Raw genomic sequence first — 19,792 nt, forward strand, 5'->3', positions numbered from 1 at the left:
TAATGACCTCCTTTTTAACAATACTTTTGTTTTATAAAAGTGAAGCTGATTTTAATATTTCTTTTAAGCGATCTTTATTCTCCTTATCCAGCTTTTTCGCTGGCGCTAGTACCTGGGTTGATATATTCAAACCGCGAAGGTGGATCGCTTCTTTAATAGCGCTGATAAGAGGCGAATCCAATTGGTACATTAATGGAAGAATAGCCAAGCGTCGTTGAAATGCTTCTGCTATTTTAAAATTCTTTTCTTGATAAGCTTGATATATTCCCACCGTTAATTCGGGAGCAAAGTTCGCACTCCCGGGTATACCTCCGTCTCCTCCAAGTTGTAGTGTATTTAACAAATGGTCATCCAACCCAGCAAGTACCCTGAAATCTGGATATCTCTTTTTTACTTTCAAAATCATTTCTCTTATGTGCCCTACACCGTCCACCGTTTCTTTAATTCCGACAATGTTAGAGTTCTCTTCCACCAATTCCAGAACCAGATCCGGGCTTAAATCCTGTCCGGTTAAATCTGGAAAATTATAAAGTAAAATTGGAATATCAATAGATCTTGAGATTTCCGTATAGTGATCAAATAAATTTTTCTTCGATAAATGCCAATAATAAGGATTGACGACAACGACTCCAGCCGCTCCAATTTCTTGGGCATGTTGGCTTAATAATATAGCCTCACGAGTACTAGTAGCTCCTGTTCCGATTAAGACCGGGACTCTGTCATTAACGTAAGAGACACTAAATTCAGCAACTTCTTTTCTCTGTTCAAATGACATCTGGCTGAATTCTCCGCCAGATCCTAAAACAAGTAATCCTTGAATATCTGTGCTAGTTAAAGTATCAATCAGTCTCCCCATCCCATGAGTGTCAAAGTGACCATCCTCATCAAAGACCGTTGAAATCGGTGGCATCACACCTTGGAAACCATTTTTTTGGACCATAATAACCTTCACTCCTTTTTTATCTAGGAAAAGGCTCCGTCGCTCCTAATCGAAGACTTAATTCCTTTGTACAAGCTGATAGTGCACGCGAAAGGCTTGCTTCTTTTTCTTTTAATTCCTGCTCTTCCCATACTGAAAAACTGATCGCGGCAACAGGAGAATTGCCAAAACCGAGGATAGGTGCGGCTACACAGCGTATTTCTGATGAATATTCACCCAAATCACGTGCATATCCCCGTTCCCTTATTTCGTTAAGCTCCTCTAGTAGACGATCTCTTTTGGTAATCGTCTTTTCTGTATAAGCATCGAGTTTAGGTTCCGGATAAATATCAAGCAATTGTTGGGTAGACAAACAAGCCAACAAAGCTTTACCTATACCGGTAACATAGGCCGGTAACCGGCTCCCTACCTGAGAAGATAATTGGAGAGGCTGGCTGGATGGTATCTTGGCCATATATACTACGTCCGCACCGTCAAGAACGGCCATTTGTACCGTTTCATCATAGTCATTTCTCAATTTTTCAAGATAAGGCTGGACAATTTGATTAACAGGCAAATTATTGGAATAAGCCATAGCGAATTCCCAAATTTTTGCACCCAATGTGTATGTTTTAATCTTTGCCTCATATCGGATCATGTTCATTTCAAGAAGCGTATTCAATAGTTGATTCAAACTACTCTTAGGTAATTCAAGTTTGGTATTTAAATCGGTAAATGTTAAACCAATCGGATTGTTTGATAGGGCTTCCAAAATATACATTACTCTGTAGGCCGATTTTACTGTCGTGCTCTCTTTTTTCAAAATGGATCTTCCTCCAATAAGAACTTTTTAAAGTGTTCATATACATGAACTCATGTTCATATTTTTATTTTATGTTCGGAAAAACCCCAATATTCATAACATTATACTAAACGTTTATTTCTAAGGACTAAAAACGCAAAGTAAGATGAAACTCGTATCAGGAAGTGAAAAGTGAATGTCCCCAACTCTACAAGAAAATTAAAAAACATGATGAAACAAACGAGGTTTCTGAAAAGCACACCTAAATAAAAGTGATTATTAAGAACATCGAATATCATGATCGGTATTTTTATGATTGATTGAGTTGTCATTTTTTAGCGTGGGACAGCATTGTGGGAAGTTGACGCTCTTGTTCTGCAGCGTCATTAAGCCATTGGGGAGTGTGAGTGTTTTTTAAATCGCTTTGTTTTTCGTTCCTTTTGGGGGTCTTATCTGTTTAGAAGAATAAATAACGGAGGCTAAGACACAAGTATATCCGTCACAGAATCATCCGAACGATTGATTAAATCAGTTCGGATGATTTGTTGAAAATAGTCATCGCTTCGTCAACATACGTCGCTTTTATGACATATGGAACTTTGATACCCTACACCCCTTCTTATATAAGGAGGGGTGTCTATTTTATAATCATGAATTGTTACCTTCCCATCCAACCACCATCCACTGTAATCGTCTCACCATGTATGTAATTGGATGCATCAGATGCGAGTAAAATAGCAGCACCAACCAAATCTTCAGGATTACCCCAGCGGTCTGCCGGGATACGTTCAAGAATTTGGCGGTTTCTTGTTTCATCAGCAATTAAAGCTTCATTCATGTCTGTTGCCATGTATCCAGGAGCAATAGCATTGACATTAATACCACGTTTTGCCCACTCATTAGATAAGGCTTTTGTCATTTGGACCACAGCACCTTTGCTTGCCGCATATGCAGGGACAGTATATCCCCCTTGAAAGGATAGAAGAGAAGCAATGTTGATAATTTTCCCATGGTTATTTTGAAGCATATACTTGCCGGCTGCTTGGCATAATTTAAATACCGACTTGGCATTGACGTCCATGACAAAGTCCCATTTTTCCTCGGGAAATTCTTCTGACAGTGAACGGTATTGTGCTCCTGCATTGTTAACAAGAATATCCAACCGACCATATTGGTTGAACACCTTATCTATAATATTTTCCACGTTTGTGGTATCACTTAAGTCATAATGAATCACAAAACAACGCCGACCCAGACTCTTAATTTCTTCCACTATCTCTGGTTCTTCTTCAGACCTTTGAACAATAGCAATATCCGCACCTGCTTTTGCAAGTCCTAATGCAATCGCTTTTCCTAATCCGCGACTACCACCTGTCACGATCGCCACCTGATTCTTCAAACTAAACAATTCCATCTTGACACTCCAATCATTTACTTGAGATTCATCATTGATTTCATAAGACGCAACTATATACTACCCAATGCAACTGACATGATGCCTCCATCCAGCTATTCCTATGATTTTTCGGCGTAGATAAGAAGTTTACAAGAATTCAAAACGTCGTGCGATTGAAGCTATTCCAGTATGTATGGATGGAACAACCAAAAGATTTGCGAAAGCTGTATTTGTTTGGCTAGTCCAGATGCAGACGATATTACTGCACAGACACTTAATATGGATGGTGGCAATGTACTTAGTTAATTGAATTTTAAAGATAAAAAGGAACGCATGCAAGTTGAAAATCCCCTTAAGACTTCTCCATCCCTAACAGACAAGACCGCAGATTCGTTCTGCGGTCTTGGCGAAAGAGATATTCGAGGCATCCTCTCTAAATGGGCAACGGTGCGTCTGGTGAAACCAGTCCATGTTCACGCATCTCCTGCCAGAAGTCCGATGGAATATCAGCTTTCATGGCTGTTAGGTCTTCGTTAATCCTCTCGGGACGTGTGGTACCGGGGATAACAGCGAAGACAGCTGGATGCGCTGCTGAAAATTGCAAGGCTGCGGCTTTTAGGCTCACCTGGTGGCGCTGTGCGATGGCTTTCATTCGATCGACTTTTGATGTAATGTTAGAAGGCGCTTCTCCATAATCATAGTGAGAGCCTCCGACTAAGATACCCGAACTATACGGTCCACCGACAGCAATGCTAACACCTTTGTCTTGGGCGGTAGGCATTAAGCGCTGCAGCGCATGCTCATGATTTAATAAGGTATAGCGAGTAGCCAACAAGCATAGATCTGGATGAGCTTCTTCTAGCTCCAATGCAAGCTCGATTGGTTCTGTCCGGTTGACGCCAATGCCCCAAGATTTAATAACACCCTCGTCACGAAGGCGTGTTAGTACGCGGAAGGCTCCTTTTCTCGCCGTATCATACTTCGTTATCCATTCATCCCCATGGAAATCCGGGGAAATATCATGGACATAGACGAAGTCCAGCCGGTCTGTTTGTAAGCGTTCCAAGCTCTGTTCTATCGATCGCAGCGTTGCATCTTCACTGTAGTCCGTAATCACTTTATTCTTACGGCCCTGTTCGAACAGTCCGTTTTTCTCTTCCAATTCATCTGAGATTACCCGTCCTACTTTTGTGCTTAACAAATAATCATCTCGATGATGTTGCGATAAAACGTCACCTAATCGTATTTCAGATAAACCCGCACCATAAAAAGGCGCTGTATCAAAATATCGAATCCCCTGATCCCAGGCCGCCTCAATTGTAGCCCTGGCTTCCTCTTCTGAAACATCACGGTACATATTGCCTAGAGGAGCTGTTCCGAATCCTAGTTTATCTTCTAACGCTTTGTTCATACTGATCGATCCTCCTCAAAGTTTTAGACCTTCTATCTATAATCTTTTACCGCTGTTAGTAAAAAGTAAACCTGGCATTGACTATATTTTGGTCCAAAGTCTTCAACCCTATTTTTGCTGTTAAAAGGAGCCTAGGGCTCTGGACTCCTGTGCAAGTATATTATCATTTTAAAATCATTGCTCTCAATTCTGGAGCATCCCATCAAGACCTCGTTAGTGAGTGGACAAAAGGTGTAGAAATTGCGCAATAACACGATCAAAGCAACTCCTTTATTATTTAAAGGAGTTGCTTTCTTTTTTGAAGGCCCTTTTCTAAATTGTTTTTTTAAATATGATTGATTTCCTTATTCTTCCCTAGCCCCCAATGTCATACCTCCATCAACAACAATTTCTGTTCCTGTGCAATATGAACTTTCATCAGAAGCAAGGAACGCTACAGCCCGGGCAATTTCAATCGGCTGTCCGATACGTCCCAGAGGAACCGAATTATAAAAGTCCGGAACTCCCTCACCTTGGGTGGCCATTTCTGTTTCAATTCCGCCCGGATGAACCATATTAACCCGGATTCCCTTTTGTCCCAATTCAATGGCGGCTGCTTTAGACATGGCCACCACAGATGCTTTTGTGGCAGCATAAGCCGAAGAATGACCGATTGGGGCAAACGCAGAGATCGACAAATTGTTTATAATAGAACCTTTCTGCTGCTTTTCCATATGGGGAATAACCGCCTGCATCCCCTGAAATACTCCGAGCTGATTCACATTAATCAAGTGTTGATAATCTTCCATCGTTATGTCTGTAAACGGTTTGCGTTTTAGAGCTCCAGCATTATTAACGAGTACATTGATTTTACCCAATTTATCTATAATTTCATCCGTAGCTGCTTTCCACTGTGATTCCTTTGTGACATCCAGCTGAACCGGATAGGCATGGTCTTCACCAATGGCCTCTGCCACTTCCTGAGCTTTTTCATAATTCCGGGCACCAACGACCACAGTGCCACCTAATGAAGCAAGGTGCTCAGCGATAGCTTTTCCCTGACCACGATTGGCACCTGTGATAAGGATTACGTGGTTTTTTAAGTCAGGCATACGCTCTCTCCTTAGTTATTGTTTTATAAGTAGACGGGGCTCTTTAATGATACGACTCATGATTTTTCTCATCAACCTTTTTCGTAACCGGATGATCAATGTCTTCCTTTTTCCAAAGCTGACCAGGCCAAAATGCATAGTTTCCAAGGACTTTTGTGATAGCTGGAACCAGTAATGGGCGAACAATAAATGTATCTAATAAAACCCCTATAGCTGTTACCGTTCCAAACTGTACGAGAACCTGCATGGGCATGACCGCCAAAACTGAGAATGTGCCTGCCAAAATCAGACCCGCTGAAGTGATGACACTGCTGGTGTCGACAACACCTTCCGCAATCGCCTTATTTAACGGCATGTGTTCTCGTTTTTTCCATATGCTCGAGACCATAAATAGGTTGTAATCTCCCCCTAGGGCAACTAAGAAGACAAAGGCATATAACGGAATAAGCCCTTGCATAGCAGGTGCACCCATACCGTAATGAATCAACAACCAACCTAGGCCCAAGGCTGACATGTAGGAAAGCACAACCGTTAGAAGAAGATAGATCATTGCTATAATTGAACGTAAATAGAGTAGCAGCAATGATGCTATGATCACAAGGATGACAGGGACAATGAGATTCTGATCCCGACTCGTTATTTTTTTCGTATCATATAACGTTGCCGTTTCTCCACCTATCCAGACGTGTTCGTTTGCATGGTCAACCTCCGCCTTTTCAAGGGTGTTAACAACAACTTTTTTTAACTCCGGCATTTTCGCGACAGCCTTGGACGAGTATGGATCGACGGATAATGTCACTTCTAACTTCTTTAAATGAGTATTATCTTTACCAGAAACCGGATGGCTTACTCTTTTGACAAAAGATAAAGAAGCTAATTTCTCCTGTAAAACAACCTCTTGACCTTCTGTATCAACAATCATCTGAACCGGCGCTATCCCACCTGCAGAATAATGATCAGCCATGATGGTAAAACCTTCACGGGACGGCGTATCCTTCGGAAAGGCATCAAAAACACCATAGGTATATTCCGTTTTGGATGTAAATGTCGCTAATCCCCCTAGAAGAATCAGGCAAAAGATGATGACTTTCCAAGGTTTCTTAATAACCCATTTGCTAGCCTTTTGACTAAGTCGGCTCTTGTTTTTACGTCGGGATATGGATTTGCCTTTCTTTTTCTCCAACTCCTGAACCATTTTTTCCGTTCTTGGTTTAAATGGAAAGAAGGCGGTTCTTCCGAGTATGGCCAGAATAGCTGGCAGCAGTGTCATAACCGCGACGGCGATCATTATGATGGCAAAACTAAATGGAACCGCAAAACGCTCATAAGATGCATATTGTGCCAAGGATAACGTTACTAATCCGATGGCTGTGGTCAGAGCACTCATCATAATCGCGCCACCAGAATGAGCGATGGCAGACTGCAGAGCTTTGTATTTATTGGGTTCCACCTGTAATTCATCGCGATATCGCGAAACAAGGAACAAGCAGTAATCGGTCCCCGCCCCAAACAAGAGGACCGTCATAATGGAGGTCGTCTGTGTATCTACGACAATCCACCCTTGACTTGCAAAAAATCCAAGGATTGGACTGATCACTCCATAAGCAAATCCTACCCCAATCAGCGGGACGAGTGCTAGAATCGGTGAACGGTACAAAACGACGAGTAACACTAACACCAGTAGCACGGTTGCGATGAGTAACGTTACATCGGCCTGGCTAAACAGTTCTTTTGCATCCGTTTGAATGGCTACCGGGCCTGTGAACCGGGTGTGTAATCCCTCAGCAGAAATATCTCCATTAAAAGAAGTTCCTTCTGTTAGATGATTGATTTTTTCTTTCAGTGCTGCTAATGACTGTTGTAAATGTTCTGTTGACGCAGCGTTATCAAAAAACACCGGTGTTGTTAATGCTTCTCCATCTTTTGATGCGGACTGGACAAGTACCTGCATGGGCATTTTGCCAAATTCCGGCACCATCGTCTGCTGATCAAGCGGCTTGTCATCCAAATGCTTATAAAGCGATTGAACCGCCTTAAAATCCGCTTGTTTTAACCCGTTTTGACGATGCCATACGATTAATAATGGAACACCCTGACCGTCTGAAAACTGTTCGTCAATGATCTTTGATGCCTTGACAGACATCGCATCTTCAGGAAGCAATTGATTCGTCCCAACGGCTTCATCGTTAACCTGGGGCCAAATCACTGATAAAAGGCTAACCACTAGAACCCAAATGCTTAATATAACCCATCGACTTTTCGAACCGGCAACTGCTCTCCCAAACTTCATTAAAATTCCCCTTCTCTCAGTTTTTACGCGGATATTTCTATAACACCTTTATATATCTGAATTAATTATATATACTGGTCAGTTAATTTTCAACGAACACCTTTATTGCATCGGAAGTCCTCACCTTATGTGATATACTTTAAATTGAATGAATGTATAAGGAGAGAACAAGTTTGACGGACAATAACAGGCGTTCAATCGGCAGACCTCGTTCCGATGAACAAAGTCAGCCAACCCATCGAATCATTCTCCAGGCAGCAATGGACCTTTTTTTAACTTATGGTTATCAAGAAGTATCAGTGGATGATGTCGCAAAAAAATGCAACTTCACCAAGGCGACTATATACTATTACTATAAAAGTAAAGGAGAATTATTCACCGAAACCATCGTTCAGATGATGTTTCAGATTCGCAGGCACATTCAATCAATATTACAAGAGGACATTCCCTTACGTACCCGCCTCCAAAAAATATTAGAGGAACATTTGAAAGCAACCAATGATATTGATTTGGACGGGTTTATGAGAGAAACGAAAAATGCATTGTCTCAAGATCAGATTAAAACAATGCAAGCAGCAGAAGAAGACATTTATAAAGTTATTGAAAAGACTTTCGAAGATGCGCTGACAGCTGGAGAAATCAGTCATATCAATCCGTCGTTTGCAGCCCTTATGTATATCTCTCTCGTAAAGGCTGGTAATTATAGAGACACAGATAACCAGGCCATTTTCACCTCCGCTGAGGAAGCTGCAGAACAAATAACCCACTTCTTCTGGAATGGCCTTTTTTCAAATTGAATCAATTTCATCATTCAAAACTAATGCAGAAAATCCAAACATTTGTAAGTGTGCTTGGCCTATTGATTTCCACTCTAGGCGAACACTTTCCGCGGGCATGGCTTGAGCCTCATGCCCACACCCGGGGTCCCCGAAAAGCGATTTTTGCTTTTTGGGGTGGATTGATGTGGGTAGGATCAGCGTTGTCACAGGACGTAGGCCCGCAGGACGCGGGTCAGTTCAGCGTTGTCACAGGACGTGACGTTTTTAGCTGAACCTCCTTACATGAACTGATCATCCTTGATTGCATTGCGGGGTCTCAAGGCTCATGCTATTCCCGCAGGAGTCGCCGCCTGCCGTTCCAATCAACAATGTTAACGCGCTGATTTTACAAACATTAATCCATTAGTTTAACCAACTAATTCTTTGAAACAAACCTTTTTGCCTTTAACCATTCTGTCCTTTTGATAATTGGGTCCTATCCTCCATTTGAGGGGGTTCCTCCATTAATCCGTGTTCAATCATGAGATCCCCTCCATCACTCGCAAAATCTAAAATATCTTTCGCCGTCCCCATCATTTTTAATGGTAAATCTTTTCTCAAACTGAAGGTTGTACCGATGGCATTGCTGCCTAAAGCAAAACTGTTTAATAGAGACGTATTATACATCATAAGCTTGTCTGAAAACGGCGACATTGTTGAGTTCGTCACCCGTCCTGCCGATGTAGCTGGGGCATTAATATCACTTTCCATTAATATGTTACTGAATGTTTTGGTGATTTGTTTGGACAACTCTTTCCCCCGGAAAAAGTATTGCCGTATATCCTTTGCCTTGGCGACTTGAGCAAAGCCTGTCATTAGTTTCATGCCTGCAATATTCGCTTCAACCGTCTGATATAGATAAGCGACTTCAACAGCATTTAAAGGTCTTCTGTGACCCGTTAATTTCAATCCTGACCGATAATCTTTAGTCTTAGCGAATTCTACATGTTTCGGAAGGTTAATATACGGGGATTTTGGAAGCACCCCTTTATCAAGCAAATACTGTGTTGTTTCTTCACAGAACGCTTCTGCATATTTAGTGAACTTTTGATACAGGTTCATGATGTCCTTCCGGTAACTCATCGATATATGTAAGGCGTGGATACCCGATGCAATTTTCATCATTGTACGTAAATACATGACTTCAAAAATGTCATCATACAACTTAGGCGCACTATGATTCACATCATTTTCGGTAAATCCAACCGGGACGGCTGCCCCTTCTTGTTTAAATATCTGACTTAATTCCTTAACAAATTTACTTTCCCCTTTTATAAACGATTGAAATATTTTTCTTGCCTCTGGATCCTGATTATGGACTAAGAAGAAATCAATAATCCTGACCATCATGGTCTTTTTTTCATAAACGACCCAAAGTGTGGCAAGCTCTGAGGATGTTAGCGGCTCCTGTTCTTTGGTCACTTTGTTCCTTCCTTTCATTAAAAAATAAGGCCTCTTGAAGGTTTATACTTGCCTTATCCTTCCCGACCTCTTGGCAAGGTATTCTTGTTAGACATCCTCGTGACTTTTCATTTTGAAGGTGGCTTATATAAGTATTTATTTTAAGTGAAGGTGAAGACTGAAACAAAGAACCAAATAAATAATGTAACAAATCAATGCGTAAATGACCTCCCAAATAACAATGAAAGGTCATCTATTAAAAAGGATCATTAAACACCCAATTATTCCGGCAACATCACCTTACTAAATTCATCTATAAATGCTTCATAATGAAGTTTGGTGGCAATAGCCGTTTTTCCTGTTTCACTTGTTGGTCGAAGGTCAATATAGGACAGTCCCCTTGCTTCTTTATCCTCTACAACATTTGCATCATAGTATATGAAATCAACGATGGCAGGATTTTTAACAAGTATAATAGTGAGAAGATCGTGAATAGGAGCACCCGAAATACCCGGTATACTTTTTTTATAGAATTCGTAGTAATACTCAAAGACAGGCGCGATCATGAAGGCATAGACGTTTTTCTTGTTTTTGGAAACGACGTCCACAATATCCGGAGTGATAATGGCGAATTGAGTGACATTTAGCGGGGTTATCGTCAGGTTATGTGCAAACTTAAGAACATAATTAGATGACGTCGGATCTCCAAAGAAATTTGCTTCCGCCAGGGCCGTTACGTTACCCGGAACAAAGAATGCCCCGCCCATTACATAAAAAGAATGAACCATTTTTATTTGATCTGGAAATAGAGTAAATGCAGTTGCCAGGGTCGTTGAACGGCCTGTATCTACAATGATGAGCTCATTGCTATATCGTTCTATGATGAGACGAATGGTGTCAAAAGGATATATCTGATATTGCATATTACCAGGAGGCTGTATCGGACCGATGCCTTCCTCACCGTGAATTTCTGGGTAAAACGTGACTTCTTCCTGCTGAATTGGATTGGAAGCACCAGGAATAATGGGGATGTCCTTTCTACCCGCTAATTGTACCAAATAAGCAGCATTGGCTGTCGCCTGGTCTTTTGTTACATTACCATAACCGGTGACGATACCAACCAGTTCGATTTCAGGATCCATCATGGTATACATAATTGCCAAAGAATCATCAATTCCAGGATCACAAAATAAAAGAATTTTTTTCGTAATAAGAAGCCCCCCTCCCCTTCTATTGTATATGTCCAATATTCATGAATCGTGCTTGAAACAGTGATGAGCAGGGATGGTTCGAGATCAGTGAGAAAGTCTTAGTGTGGATTTTAGTGATAAATGGTAATGGCCCCGATCATCGGCTTTTAATGATCGGGGCCACCTTTTGTTGAATGATTTCTACTATCTATTGCTTGATTTATATTCATTGCCATATATCTCTGCCATCAGTGATATCATCGTATTTTTTCTTACACTGATTTCTGTTCCGCTTGCGAAACAAGGCTTCTATCAACTTATTTCTCGACGGTGCCTGCATCTTTTGGATGGACGCCATGACGATAATAGTCCTTATACTCAGGTTTCATTGGTTTTTGTCCAGAGATGATGTCGGCTGCTTTTTCTGCCAACATCAACACCGGTGCATGGATATTGCCATTCGTCGTATGCGGCATAGCAGACGCATCAACAACCCGTACGTTATCCAAGCCATGAACCTTCATGGTCAGCGGATCAACGACGGCCATCGGATCTGAAGCCGGACCCATTTTTGCCGTGCAGGATGGATGAAGTGCTGTTTCAGCGTCATTCGCGACCCACTCCAGAATTTCCTCATCCGTTTGGACAGAAGGCCCTGGGGAAATTTCACCTGAATTGTAAGGCGCTAACGCTGGCTGGGAAAGAATTTTCCGCGAAACGCGTATGGCTTCAATCCACTCACGCCGATCCTCTTCGGTAGATAAATAGTTAAATACAATGCTCGGATGCTCAAAAGGATCTCGCGAACGGATCTTCAGGCTTCCCCGGGAGTTCGAGTACATCGGTCCAACGTGTACTTGGAATCCATGTTCCGTATCCGTTTTTTGGCCGTCATATCGAACCGAAAGCGGAAGGAAGTGGAACATCAGATTCGGATAATCAACATCTTCATTCGAACGGACGAAACCTCCACCTTCAAAATGGTTCGATGCTGCCGGGCCAGTACGTCCAAGTAGCCATTGCAAGCCGATCCAAGGCATTTTTGCTTTATTTAGGCTAGGCTGTTCGGAAACAGGCTGCGGACAAGCATGCTGAATATATACTTCAAGATGATCCTCAAGATTTTCCCCTACACCCGGTAGGTCAACTACTGGTTGAATACCAAGCGAACGTAAGTGATCAGCGTCTCCCACACCGGACAGCTGAAGGAGCTGTGGTGTGTTAAATGCACCACCGGAAAGGATCACCTCTCCCGCATTAACCTTATAAGTCTTTCCATTCTTTTTGTATGTCACCCCATTTGCCCGGGTACCATCAAAATCGATACTGGTAACAAAAGCACGCGTCTTCACTGTAAGGTTTTTGCGTCGCATCGCCGGACGTAAATAGGCACGTGAAGCTGACACACGTCTGCCGTTATGCACATGACTATCGAATGGCCCGAATCCTTCCTGACGAAAACCATTGACATCGGGGGTTTTAGAGTAACCAGCCTCAACACCTGCATCGAAAAAGGCTTGAAATAAAGGGTTCGTGGCAGGTCCGCGCTTTAATTTAAGTGGACCGTTGTGGCCGCGGTACTCATCAGATGGATCGGCTCCAAAGGCCGTTTCCAGTCGTTTAAAATATGGCAGACAATGGGCATAGTCCCAAGTTTCCATACCCGGGGCAGATCCCCACCGTTCATAGTCCATCGGATTGCCACGCTGATAAATCATGCCGTTGATGGAACTCGATCCCCCAAGGACTTTTCCCCGGGCATGCGCGACACGCCGTCCATTCATATAAGGCTCAGAGTCAGTCGAGTAGATCCAGTCATAGAAGCGATTGCCTGACGGGAACATCAAAGCTGCTGGCATTTGAATAAATAGATCCCATGGATAATCGCTACGCCCTGCTTCCAAGACCAATACACTGCACGATTCATCTTTACTTAGACGGTTGCCCAGTACCGAACCCGCACTACCGCCACCAACGATGACATAGTCGTATGTTTGATTCATCTGTAAAACCTCCTTAATGAAAAGATTATTTGAACCACTGAACAGGTTCTGGTTGTTTATTGCGGTAAATGTGTTTGACCTCTGTGTATTCATCCATGCCTTCGCGGCCAAGCTCGCGACCAATACCAGATTGCTTATAACCGCCCCATGGCGCTTGTGCGAAATAAGGATGGAAATCATTGATCCAAACGGTACCTAGTCTGAGCCGTGAGGCAACAAATTCAGCTTTATCCAAATCCTGAGTCCATACGGCACCGGCTAATCCGTAAATCGTATCGTTCGCGAATTGTACGGCTTCTTCTTTGGACGTGAACGTTTCTACGGTTAATACCGGGCCAAAGACCTCTTCCTGAACGATGCGCATGTCACTTGTACAATTAGTAAAAATCGTTGGTAAATAAAAGAAACCATTTTGTAGTTCGGCCGCTTCAGGACGCTGGCCACCCACTGCGAGTGTTGCTCCCTCTTCTTTACCAATCTCGACGTACTTTTCAACTTTGGCACGGTGTTCAGCGGAAATCAGTGGACCGCTTTGTGTATCTTTATCAAAGCCGTTGCCCAACTTAATTCTTTTTGCCCGTTCAACTAGGGCTTCCACAAACTGATCATGAATACTTTCTTCAACTAATAGTCTTGCACCCGCTGAGCAAACTTGCCCGGCATGAAAAAATACTGCATTCAAAGCTTGATCAACTGCTGTTTCAAAATCAGCATCAGCAAAAACCACATTCGGATTCTTACCGCCAAGCTCAAGCGCAATTTTTTTCACATTATGGCTAGCGGATTGCATGATCGACTTTCCAGTTTCGATACCGCCCGTAAATGAAATGAGATCAACGTCGGTATTCGTAGATAATTCAGCACCAGCGGATTTCCCAGGGCCAAGCACTAAATTGGCGACGCCTTTTGGCACACCAGCTTCTTCGATAAGTTCAAAGACTTTAACCGTTGTTAGCGGTGTAATTTCACTCGGCTTCATAATAATTGTGTTACCAGCGGCTAAGGCCGGTGCAATTTTCCATGCGGCCTGTAGTAGTGGATAGTTCCATGGCGTAATTTGCCCACAGACACCGACAGGCTCACGGACGACTTTACTTTCAGAGTTCGGAATCGGAGACTCAATCACTTCACCGCCATCTTTATCAGCTAAACCGCCGAAATAAAGAAAAACATTGGCGATGTCACTCATATCGGCACGGCTTTCTTCGACCGTTTTACCCGTATCCCATGTCTCTAGTTCAGCAAGTTCTTCAAGATCCCGGCGAATCAATGTACCTATTTGATAGACAAGTTCACCGCGTTCATTAGCGGGCAACGTTCTCCAATCACCTTCGTCAAATGCGGTTCTTGCCGCTTGAATCGCTGCTTGGGCGTCCTTCTCGTTACCTTCCGCAGCCGTTGCAACGACTTCTTGATTGTAAGGATTAATGATCTCCCGCGTCTCTCCGGACAGGGCTTGAACCCATTCGCCATTTATATACATTCTTTTTAAAGTCAAACCACCACTCCTTTATGTCATTTGTTTAATCAGTTTAATCAATTAAATTTATTAAATATTTATTTAACGTTTTTAACAATATAAATCTACCATTCCCCTATTAATCTGTCAAACCTCTAAAAAAATTTGAAATGATCATCAGTCGTTGATACGACAACGTTGAGTTTATCATCAAAATAAATTTAACTTTTGACATATTAGAATCATTCGTTAACATAAGGACTGTATCAAAAATATTTAACATATTAAATTTTTTTAATACCAACGAAGGGGGGACGAATATGGACAAAACTTATACTAGTGATGCTGACCAAGCTATTTCTGAAGCAAAGTCACTGGTCATTGACGCCCTTGCCGAAACGATGGACTTATACGGGGTCACACGAAGCGTTGGTACGCTATACGGAACCATGTATCTTGAAAATGACATGACGTTAGATGAGATGCGTGAAGATCTCGGTATGAGTAAACCAAGCATGAGCACAGGGGTTAAACGACTTCAGGAATTCAACATCGTCAAAAAAACTTTTCAAAAAGGAACAAGAAAAAACACCTATATTGCTGAGAAAGATTTCTTCCGTTTCTTTGAAAACTTTTTCACTAAGAAATGGGAACGTGAAGCCCAACTTAACTTAGAGGCTATTTCACATGCTCAAGTACGACTACAGGACGTGATTGATTCGAAAGAGACGCCTGATCCATTCAAACAAGAGGCACAGGATATGCTTGAGCAGTTCGAGGATTCGAAACCCTATTATTATTGGTTAAAAAAACTCGTTCACTCGATTGAAACCGGCGAGTTATTTAAGTATATTCCCTTTGATGACCATAAGCCTGATGATTAACGTTCAGCTGAGCGTTGATATATTCTAAAATTCACTAGGAGGAATTGTAAGTATGACAAGAAAAATGTCCATTTCCAGTCTTACTATGATTATTATACTTTCGATGGTTTTGTCGGCATGCGGCAGCAATGGAAGTTCCGCTAGCAACGGGAATGACAGCGGTAAAAGCGATGTCAACCTTGGGCAAAAAGAAGTGACGCTTGCTTATGTTTCGTGGGAGTCCGCCGTGGCTAGTAACAACGTTATGAAACAGGTTCTTGAAAATGTAGGCTATAACGTGACAATAAAACAGGTGAGCACCGGAACCATGTATGCCGGGGTTGCGGATGGATCAGTGGATGCAACGATCTCTTCATGGTTGCCAACCACCGATAAAAGTTACTGGAACCGGTACAAAGATCAATTGAACGACATCGGCACCAGCCTGAAAAAAGCACCACAAGGACTCTACGTTCCCGACTATATGGATATCGATTCAGTTAAAGATTTAGCCAACAACAAAAACAATGTTGGTCAAAAGACTGGATGGACCGTCACTGGCATTGATGCTGGAGCCGGGGAAATGCAGATTATAAAAGACAAAATGTTCCCGGCATATGGGTTAAACGATAAATGGGATTTAAAAGCCAGTTCTAGTCCAGCCATGCTTGCCACAGTAAAAAAGGCCATTGATGACCATAAGCCAATCGTCGCTGTTCTATGGCAGCCACATTGGGCCGTTAGTCAATGGGATATGAAGCTATTGAAAGATTCAAAGGATGTGTTCAAAAAGCCGGATGATATTCATACGCTTGCCCGTAAAGGTTTCAAGGCAGACGCTCCAGCAGCTTATCAAATTCTCAATCAATTCCACTGGGAAAAGAAAGATATGGAAAAAGTTATGACCATGATCCACAATGACATGGAACCCAAAGCAGCCGCCAAAAAATGGATTAAGAACAACCAAGATCTTGTCTCTGAATGGACCAAAGATCTTAAATAAACGACAACCATTCAAATTTAAAAACCCGGTTCAATATGTCTATACAGACATGTCTTGAATCGGGTTTTCTTAACTTGATTTTGGCTTCATTTTTACCACCCTTTTTTGATAAACCAGTCAACGTCCTATTCTATGTCTCTCACATCACTAGGATAATGAACACCAAGATATATTCGACTCACTCCGATAAGCAGAACAAGAATAACCATCGATACAGCAGCTATCCACTTTCGCACATGTGATTGGATGAATAAAAAAAGAAAACATCCTAACATTCCGTAAAAAATTATTGCATTCGTCGAGTGACCGCACGGGAAACTATAGCCTGTTTCTTCAATTAATCGTCTAATCTCCGGTCGCCAAACTACACAGTCATTTTATATAGGGGATCATGTTCAGAATTGTATTCTGAAGGGATACAGCCTGTTCTCTAGCTCCAGAATTATTTGTCTGTTTTGAATAGCTTTCAAGGTCTGCATAGACCTTTTCAAGAGCATCAACTAATAAAGACCCTTTATGAATCACAGGAGTCGTAGTTTTCTCATCATATAGGTCAACATAGACATTTCCTTTTGAATCAATTTGTGCCAGAAAAACATCTCCAAAGTCCAGAGCTCCATACTTTTTTATCTCTCCTAAGAGCCATTCTTTTGAATAACCTAACGCCAATAATCCCTTCTCCAAAAGAGTCCCATCCATAATGACAATGGTTGGACCATGTTCCCTATCTACCGTCATACCTAATGTCGTTGGCGTCACAGACTGTTGTTCTGTTTTCTTCATAACACTTAGTTGACCGTTCGTTTCTAAAACAGCCATTTCAATATCCGACAATTTAAATATATTTTTCTCTCTCAGTAAAAGCATAAGCTCATCTATCGCCATTTGGTTCTTCTTCAGATTCCTTTCTTTCACTTCCCCGTTTTCGATCACAATAGAAGGCTTCCCGTCCGTTAGCCGTAGAAATGTTTTGGATTTTAGACCTGCAAAAGCTAATATTATAGGAAAAAGTCCCCATATTATCAGTGCCATCAGTCCGTTTGAAATTTTTATGTTTTGATCAACAGACATACTGGCAGCAATAGATCCAATTGTAATTCCTACGCAGTAATCAAAAAAAGTGACTTGGGATAATTGTTTCTTGCCCATAACCCTGGCCATGAACAACAGCAGAATAAAAGCACCAATAGAACGAATTAAGGTGAGTAGAAATTCTGGCACTCAAAACTCCTCCAATTAGCAAATGAACTATGATATGTATGCTTTATTATTGGACAACCTAAAACTATCCATTCAATAAGGAGGTATTAAATATGTTGAAAAGAGTGATCTTTCTATCCTTTTTATTAATAACCGTTACAGGGTGTACAAATCGGATAGGAGGAGATATATTTTTCAATCAAATCGATGAGCTACAATATTCTTTAAATCATTCGGAGTGGGAGCAATTCACAAATGAGGCGAATGAATTAAAGCGTTTATATGAAGAGGATAAATGGGTCCTACAATTACTGGGGGATGAGGGAGAGTATGAAGCATTACATGAAAACATTAACCAACTCATCGCTGCTACCAAAGAAAAGGATAGAACACAAACGCGTGTTTCTTTAGCTTCCATCAGAACGTTATTACAAAATATATATACCATGTGAGTGGGATCATCTATCTTTGCTCTGTTATGACATCATTGTAGAAAGAGAAAAGTTATTAAAGGGAACACTTTTCCTTGACAACAAAATAATTAATTCAGGACAATGCTCACCCCCCCATTTGTGTTACAAATATTAGGTCCATTAGATTAATTTCAAACACACATTACCTTTACAAGTGCATAGGCTAATTTATATATTTAGTGAAAGGATGGAGAAACATGTACTATAATCCTTATATATATCCATGGCAATATCAATATCCTTACTATGCAAATGTACCAATGAATCATTATGGAAGACAGCCGATTTACGGGGGCTCTCCTAATGAAGGAGGATATGCAAACGGATTTAATGGTTCTCGATCTTCCAATGGTAATGGTCATATTTCTTTAACAGACTATGGACCAAATCCATTTGTGGTAAATATTAATGAAGCATCAAAGCAAAACGATACGTTTCGTACCGCGTTGTGGACAGGAGAGCATTTACAAGTTACTTTAATGAGTATCGCCGTTAGGGAAGATATTGGCTTGGAGATTCATCCTAATGTTGATCAATTCATACGTATTGAACAAGGTCAGGGAATTGTTCAAATGGGTAAAAATAAAGATAATTTAAACTTTAAAAGCAATGTCTATGATGATTCTGCAATCATCATACCTGCAGGAACGTGGCATAATGTAACCAATACAGGTAATACTCCGTTAAAACTATACTCGATCTACGCTCCACCTAATCATCCATTCGGTACTGTACATGTTACCAAACAAGATGCAATGACTGAAGAAGAAGGTCATGACAACGAAAATTGAGCATATTTCTACAAATTTATATTTAGCTATGTCAGCTTATATGGATCGTAAAAATTATACAGGCATGGCAAAGTGGCTCAGGCTTCAATCAGAAGAGGAGCGCACACATATGTTAACCTTAATTGATTATTTATCTGGGAAAGATGGGGTTGTAAAACTTAGTGAGGTTCCAGCACAATCTACCAATTTTGGAACACCTCTTGAAACTTTTCAATCAGTTTTGAAGCATGAGCAGTATGTGACAAATTCGTATCGTCAAGCTTATGATTATATTAAACAAGTAGATCCACAAACAACGGTCATTATTCAGGATTTTCTAAGAGAACAAATTGATGAGGAAGCACAATCATTAACCATAGTGGAACGTCTTAAATTAGCGGGGGATAATCCTTCAGCATTATTACTTCTTGATCAAGAACTTGGTCAAAGACAGAACAGTGTAGCTCCTGCTGGTTAATATCTACAATAATGTTATTCCTTCAGATAAAAACTCTGATTCATCGTCACTTTTTGTGAAATGCCAGGTCAGATGATTTTGTTTTTAGTTGTGAATCAATTTCATCATTTAAAACTAAAACAGAAAATCCAAACATTTTTAAGTGTGCCTAGCCTGTTGATTTCCACTCTAGGCGGACGCTTTCCGCGGGCATGGCTTGAGCCTCCTCATGCTTCGCATTGCGGG

General features: G+C 41.4%; 18 protein-coding genes. 6 read left to right on the top strand and 12 right to left on the bottom strand.

Annotated elements, in window-relative coordinates; all coding sequences use genetic code 11:
* Positions 1–31 precede the first annotated feature (31 nt).
* The 6 genes from B9Y89_RS17170 to B9Y89_RS17195 all read right to left on the bottom strand — a co-directional run bounded on the left by B9Y89_RS17170 (position 32) and on the right by B9Y89_RS17195 (position 7,909).
* Positions 32–940 carry a dihydrodipicolinate synthase family protein gene (locus B9Y89_RS17170; protein WP_085524406.1) on the bottom strand — a complete coding sequence of 303 codons (909 nt, stop codon included), beginning with the start codon at positions 938–940 and terminating at the stop codon, positions 32–34.
* Positions 941–959: 19 nt separating this feature from the next.
* Positions 960–1,742, bottom strand: coding sequence for an IclR family transcriptional regulator (locus B9Y89_RS17175; protein WP_085524407.1), 783 nt, complete (start codon positions 1,740–1,742; stop codon positions 960–962).
* Between the two features lie 637 nt (positions 1,743–2,379).
* Complete coding sequence (locus B9Y89_RS17180; RefSeq protein ID WP_085524408.1) at positions 2,380–3,135, bottom strand: glucose 1-dehydrogenase; 756 nt, start codon at positions 3,133–3,135, stop codon at positions 2,380–2,382.
* Between the two features lie 415 nt (positions 3,136–3,550).
* Positions 3,551–4,528 carry an aldo/keto reductase gene (locus tag B9Y89_RS17185; RefSeq protein ID WP_085524409.1) on the bottom strand — a complete coding sequence of 326 codons (978 nt, stop codon included), beginning with the start codon at positions 4,526–4,528 and terminating at the stop codon, positions 3,551–3,553.
* Between the two features lie 344 nt (positions 4,529–4,872).
* Positions 4,873–5,619 (bottom strand): SDR family NAD(P)-dependent oxidoreductase, encoded by a 747-nt coding sequence (locus B9Y89_RS17190; protein WP_085524410.1) that lies wholly within the window; start codon positions 5,617–5,619, stop codon positions 4,873–4,875.
* A 43-nt stretch (positions 5,620–5,662) separates the two neighbouring features.
* Entirely contained in the window at positions 5,663–7,909 is a 2,247-nt protein-coding gene (locus B9Y89_RS17195; protein WP_085524411.1) for an MMPL family transporter, read from the bottom strand.
* A gap of 173 nt (positions 7,910–8,082) precedes the next feature.
* Between B9Y89_RS17195 and B9Y89_RS17200 the strand changes: the two genes are divergently transcribed.
* Positions 8,083–8,706, top strand: coding sequence for a TetR/AcrR family transcriptional regulator (locus tag B9Y89_RS17200; RefSeq protein ID WP_254901280.1), 624 nt, complete (start codon positions 8,083–8,085; stop codon positions 8,704–8,706).
* Positions 8,707–9,132: 426 nt separating this feature from the next.
* On the opposite strand, the gene B9Y89_RS17205 is transcribed toward B9Y89_RS17200, so the two are convergent.
* From B9Y89_RS17205 to betB, 4 genes are all read right to left on the bottom strand, one after another.
* Positions 9,133–10,149: a DUF3231 family protein gene (locus tag B9Y89_RS17205; RefSeq protein WP_254901281.1), complete on the bottom strand. Its 1,017-nt coding sequence runs from the start codon at positions 10,147–10,149 to the stop codon at positions 9,133–9,135.
* A gap of 260 nt (positions 10,150–10,409) precedes the next feature.
* Positions 10,410–11,375: a nucleoside hydrolase gene (locus B9Y89_RS17210; protein ID WP_254901282.1), complete on the bottom strand. Its 966-nt coding sequence runs from the start codon at positions 11,373–11,375 to the stop codon at positions 10,410–10,412.
* A 260-nt stretch (positions 11,376–11,635) separates the two neighbouring features.
* Positions 11,636–13,321, bottom strand: coding sequence for a choline dehydrogenase (gene betA / locus B9Y89_RS17215; protein WP_085524413.1), 1,686 nt, complete (start codon positions 13,319–13,321; stop codon positions 11,636–11,638).
* A gap of 25 nt (positions 13,322–13,346) precedes the next feature.
* Complete coding sequence (gene betB / locus B9Y89_RS17220; protein ID WP_085524792.1) at positions 13,347–14,804, bottom strand: betaine-aldehyde dehydrogenase; 1,458 nt, start codon at positions 14,802–14,804, stop codon at positions 13,347–13,349.
* 296 nt (positions 14,805–15,100) lie between these two features.
* Between betB and cudC the strand changes: the two genes are divergently transcribed.
* Positions 15,101–15,664, top strand: coding sequence for a choline uptake/conversion transcriptional regulator CudC (gene cudC, locus B9Y89_RS17225; RefSeq protein ID WP_085524414.1), 564 nt, complete (start codon positions 15,101–15,103; stop codon positions 15,662–15,664).
* Positions 15,665–15,716: 52 nt separating this feature from the next.
* Positions 15,717–16,646 carry a glycine betaine ABC transporter substrate-binding protein gene (locus B9Y89_RS17230; RefSeq protein WP_085524415.1) on the top strand — a complete coding sequence of 310 codons (930 nt, stop codon included), beginning with the start codon at positions 15,717–15,719 and terminating at the stop codon, positions 16,644–16,646.
* A gap of 125 nt (positions 16,647–16,771) precedes the next feature.
* Here B9Y89_RS17230 and B9Y89_RS17235 read toward each other — a convergent pair whose 3' ends face one another.
* The gene (locus tag B9Y89_RS17235) at positions 16,772–16,921 is read right to left on the bottom strand and encodes a phosphatase PAP2 family protein (RefSeq protein WP_441351496.1); all 150 of its coding nucleotides are present in this window, start codon (positions 16,919–16,921) and stop codon (positions 16,772–16,774) included.
* Between the two features lie 97 nt (positions 16,922–17,018).
* Positions 17,019–17,867: a DUF421 domain-containing protein gene (locus tag B9Y89_RS17240; RefSeq protein ID WP_085524417.1), complete on the bottom strand. Its 849-nt coding sequence runs from the start codon at positions 17,865–17,867 to the stop codon at positions 17,019–17,021.
* 92 nt (positions 17,868–17,959) lie between these two features.
* Between B9Y89_RS17240 and B9Y89_RS17245 the strand changes: the two genes are divergently transcribed.
* The 3 genes from B9Y89_RS17245 (at position 17,960) to B9Y89_RS17255 (ending at position 19,567) form a co-directional block, all read left to right on the top strand.
* A complete protein-coding gene (locus B9Y89_RS17245) occupies positions 17,960–18,298 on the top strand; it encodes a DUF4363 family protein (protein WP_085524418.1) in 339 nt (112 codons plus the stop codon).
* Between the two features lie 218 nt (positions 18,299–18,516).
* Entirely contained in the window at positions 18,517–19,110 is a 594-nt protein-coding gene (locus B9Y89_RS17250) for a cupin domain-containing protein (protein ID WP_085524419.1), read from the top strand.
* Positions 19,094–19,567, top strand: coding sequence for a ferritin (locus tag B9Y89_RS17255; protein ID WP_085524420.1), 474 nt, complete (start codon positions 19,094–19,096; stop codon positions 19,565–19,567). The genes B9Y89_RS17250 and B9Y89_RS17255 overlap by 17 nt, the downstream gene beginning before the upstream one ends.
* Positions 19,568–19,792 lie beyond the last annotated feature (225 nt).

Source organism: Tuberibacillus sp. Marseille-P3662, assembly GCF_900178005.1.
Taxonomy (GTDB): Bacteria; Bacillota; Bacilli; order Bacillales; family Sporolactobacillaceae; genus Marseille-P3662.

Bases quoted from the DNA above. Each gene is read 5' to 3' on its own strand.
- B9Y89_RS17245 (WP_085524418.1), top strand. From the start codon at position 17,960: ATGTTGAAAAGAGTGATCTTTCTATCCTTTTTATTAATAACCGTTACA.
- B9Y89_RS17170 (WP_085524406.1), bottom strand. From the start codon at position 940: ATGGTCCAAAAAAATGGTTTCCAAGGTGTGATGCCACCGATTTCAACG.
- B9Y89_RS17250 (WP_085524419.1), top strand. From the start codon at position 18,517: ATGTACTATAATCCTTATATATATCCATGGCAATATCAATATCCTTAC.
- B9Y89_RS17185 (WP_085524409.1), bottom strand. From the start codon at position 4,528: ATGAACAAAGCGTTAGAAGATAAACTAGGATTCGGAACAGCTCCTCTA.
- B9Y89_RS17190 (WP_085524410.1), bottom strand. From the start codon at position 5,619: ATGCCTGACTTAAAAAACCACGTAATCCTTATCACAGGTGCCAATCGT.
- cudC (WP_085524414.1), top strand. From the start codon at position 15,101: ATGGACAAAACTTATACTAGTGATGCTGACCAAGCTATTTCTGAAGCA.
- B9Y89_RS17255 (WP_085524420.1), top strand. From the start codon at position 19,094: ATGACAACGAAAATTGAGCATATTTCTACAAATTTATATTTAGCTATG.
- B9Y89_RS17195 (WP_085524411.1), bottom strand. From the start codon at position 7,909: ATGAAGTTTGGGAGAGCAGTTGCCGGTTCGAAAAGTCGATGGGTTATA.
- B9Y89_RS17230 (WP_085524415.1), top strand. From the start codon at position 15,717: ATGACAAGAAAAATGTCCATTTCCAGTCTTACTATGATTATTATACTT.
- B9Y89_RS17235 (WP_441351496.1), bottom strand. From the start codon at position 16,921: ATGTTAGGATGTTTTCTTTTTTTATTCATCCAATCACATGTGCGAAAG.
- B9Y89_RS17180 (WP_085524408.1), bottom strand. From the start codon at position 3,135: ATGGAATTGTTTAGTTTGAAGAATCAGGTGGCGATCGTGACAGGTGGT.
- betA (WP_085524413.1), bottom strand. From the start codon at position 13,321: ATGAATCAAACATACGACTATGTCATCGTTGGTGGCGGTAGTGCGGGT.
- betB (WP_085524792.1), bottom strand. From the start codon at position 14,804: ATGTATATAAATGGCGAATGGGTTCAAGCCCTGTCCGGAGAGACGCGG.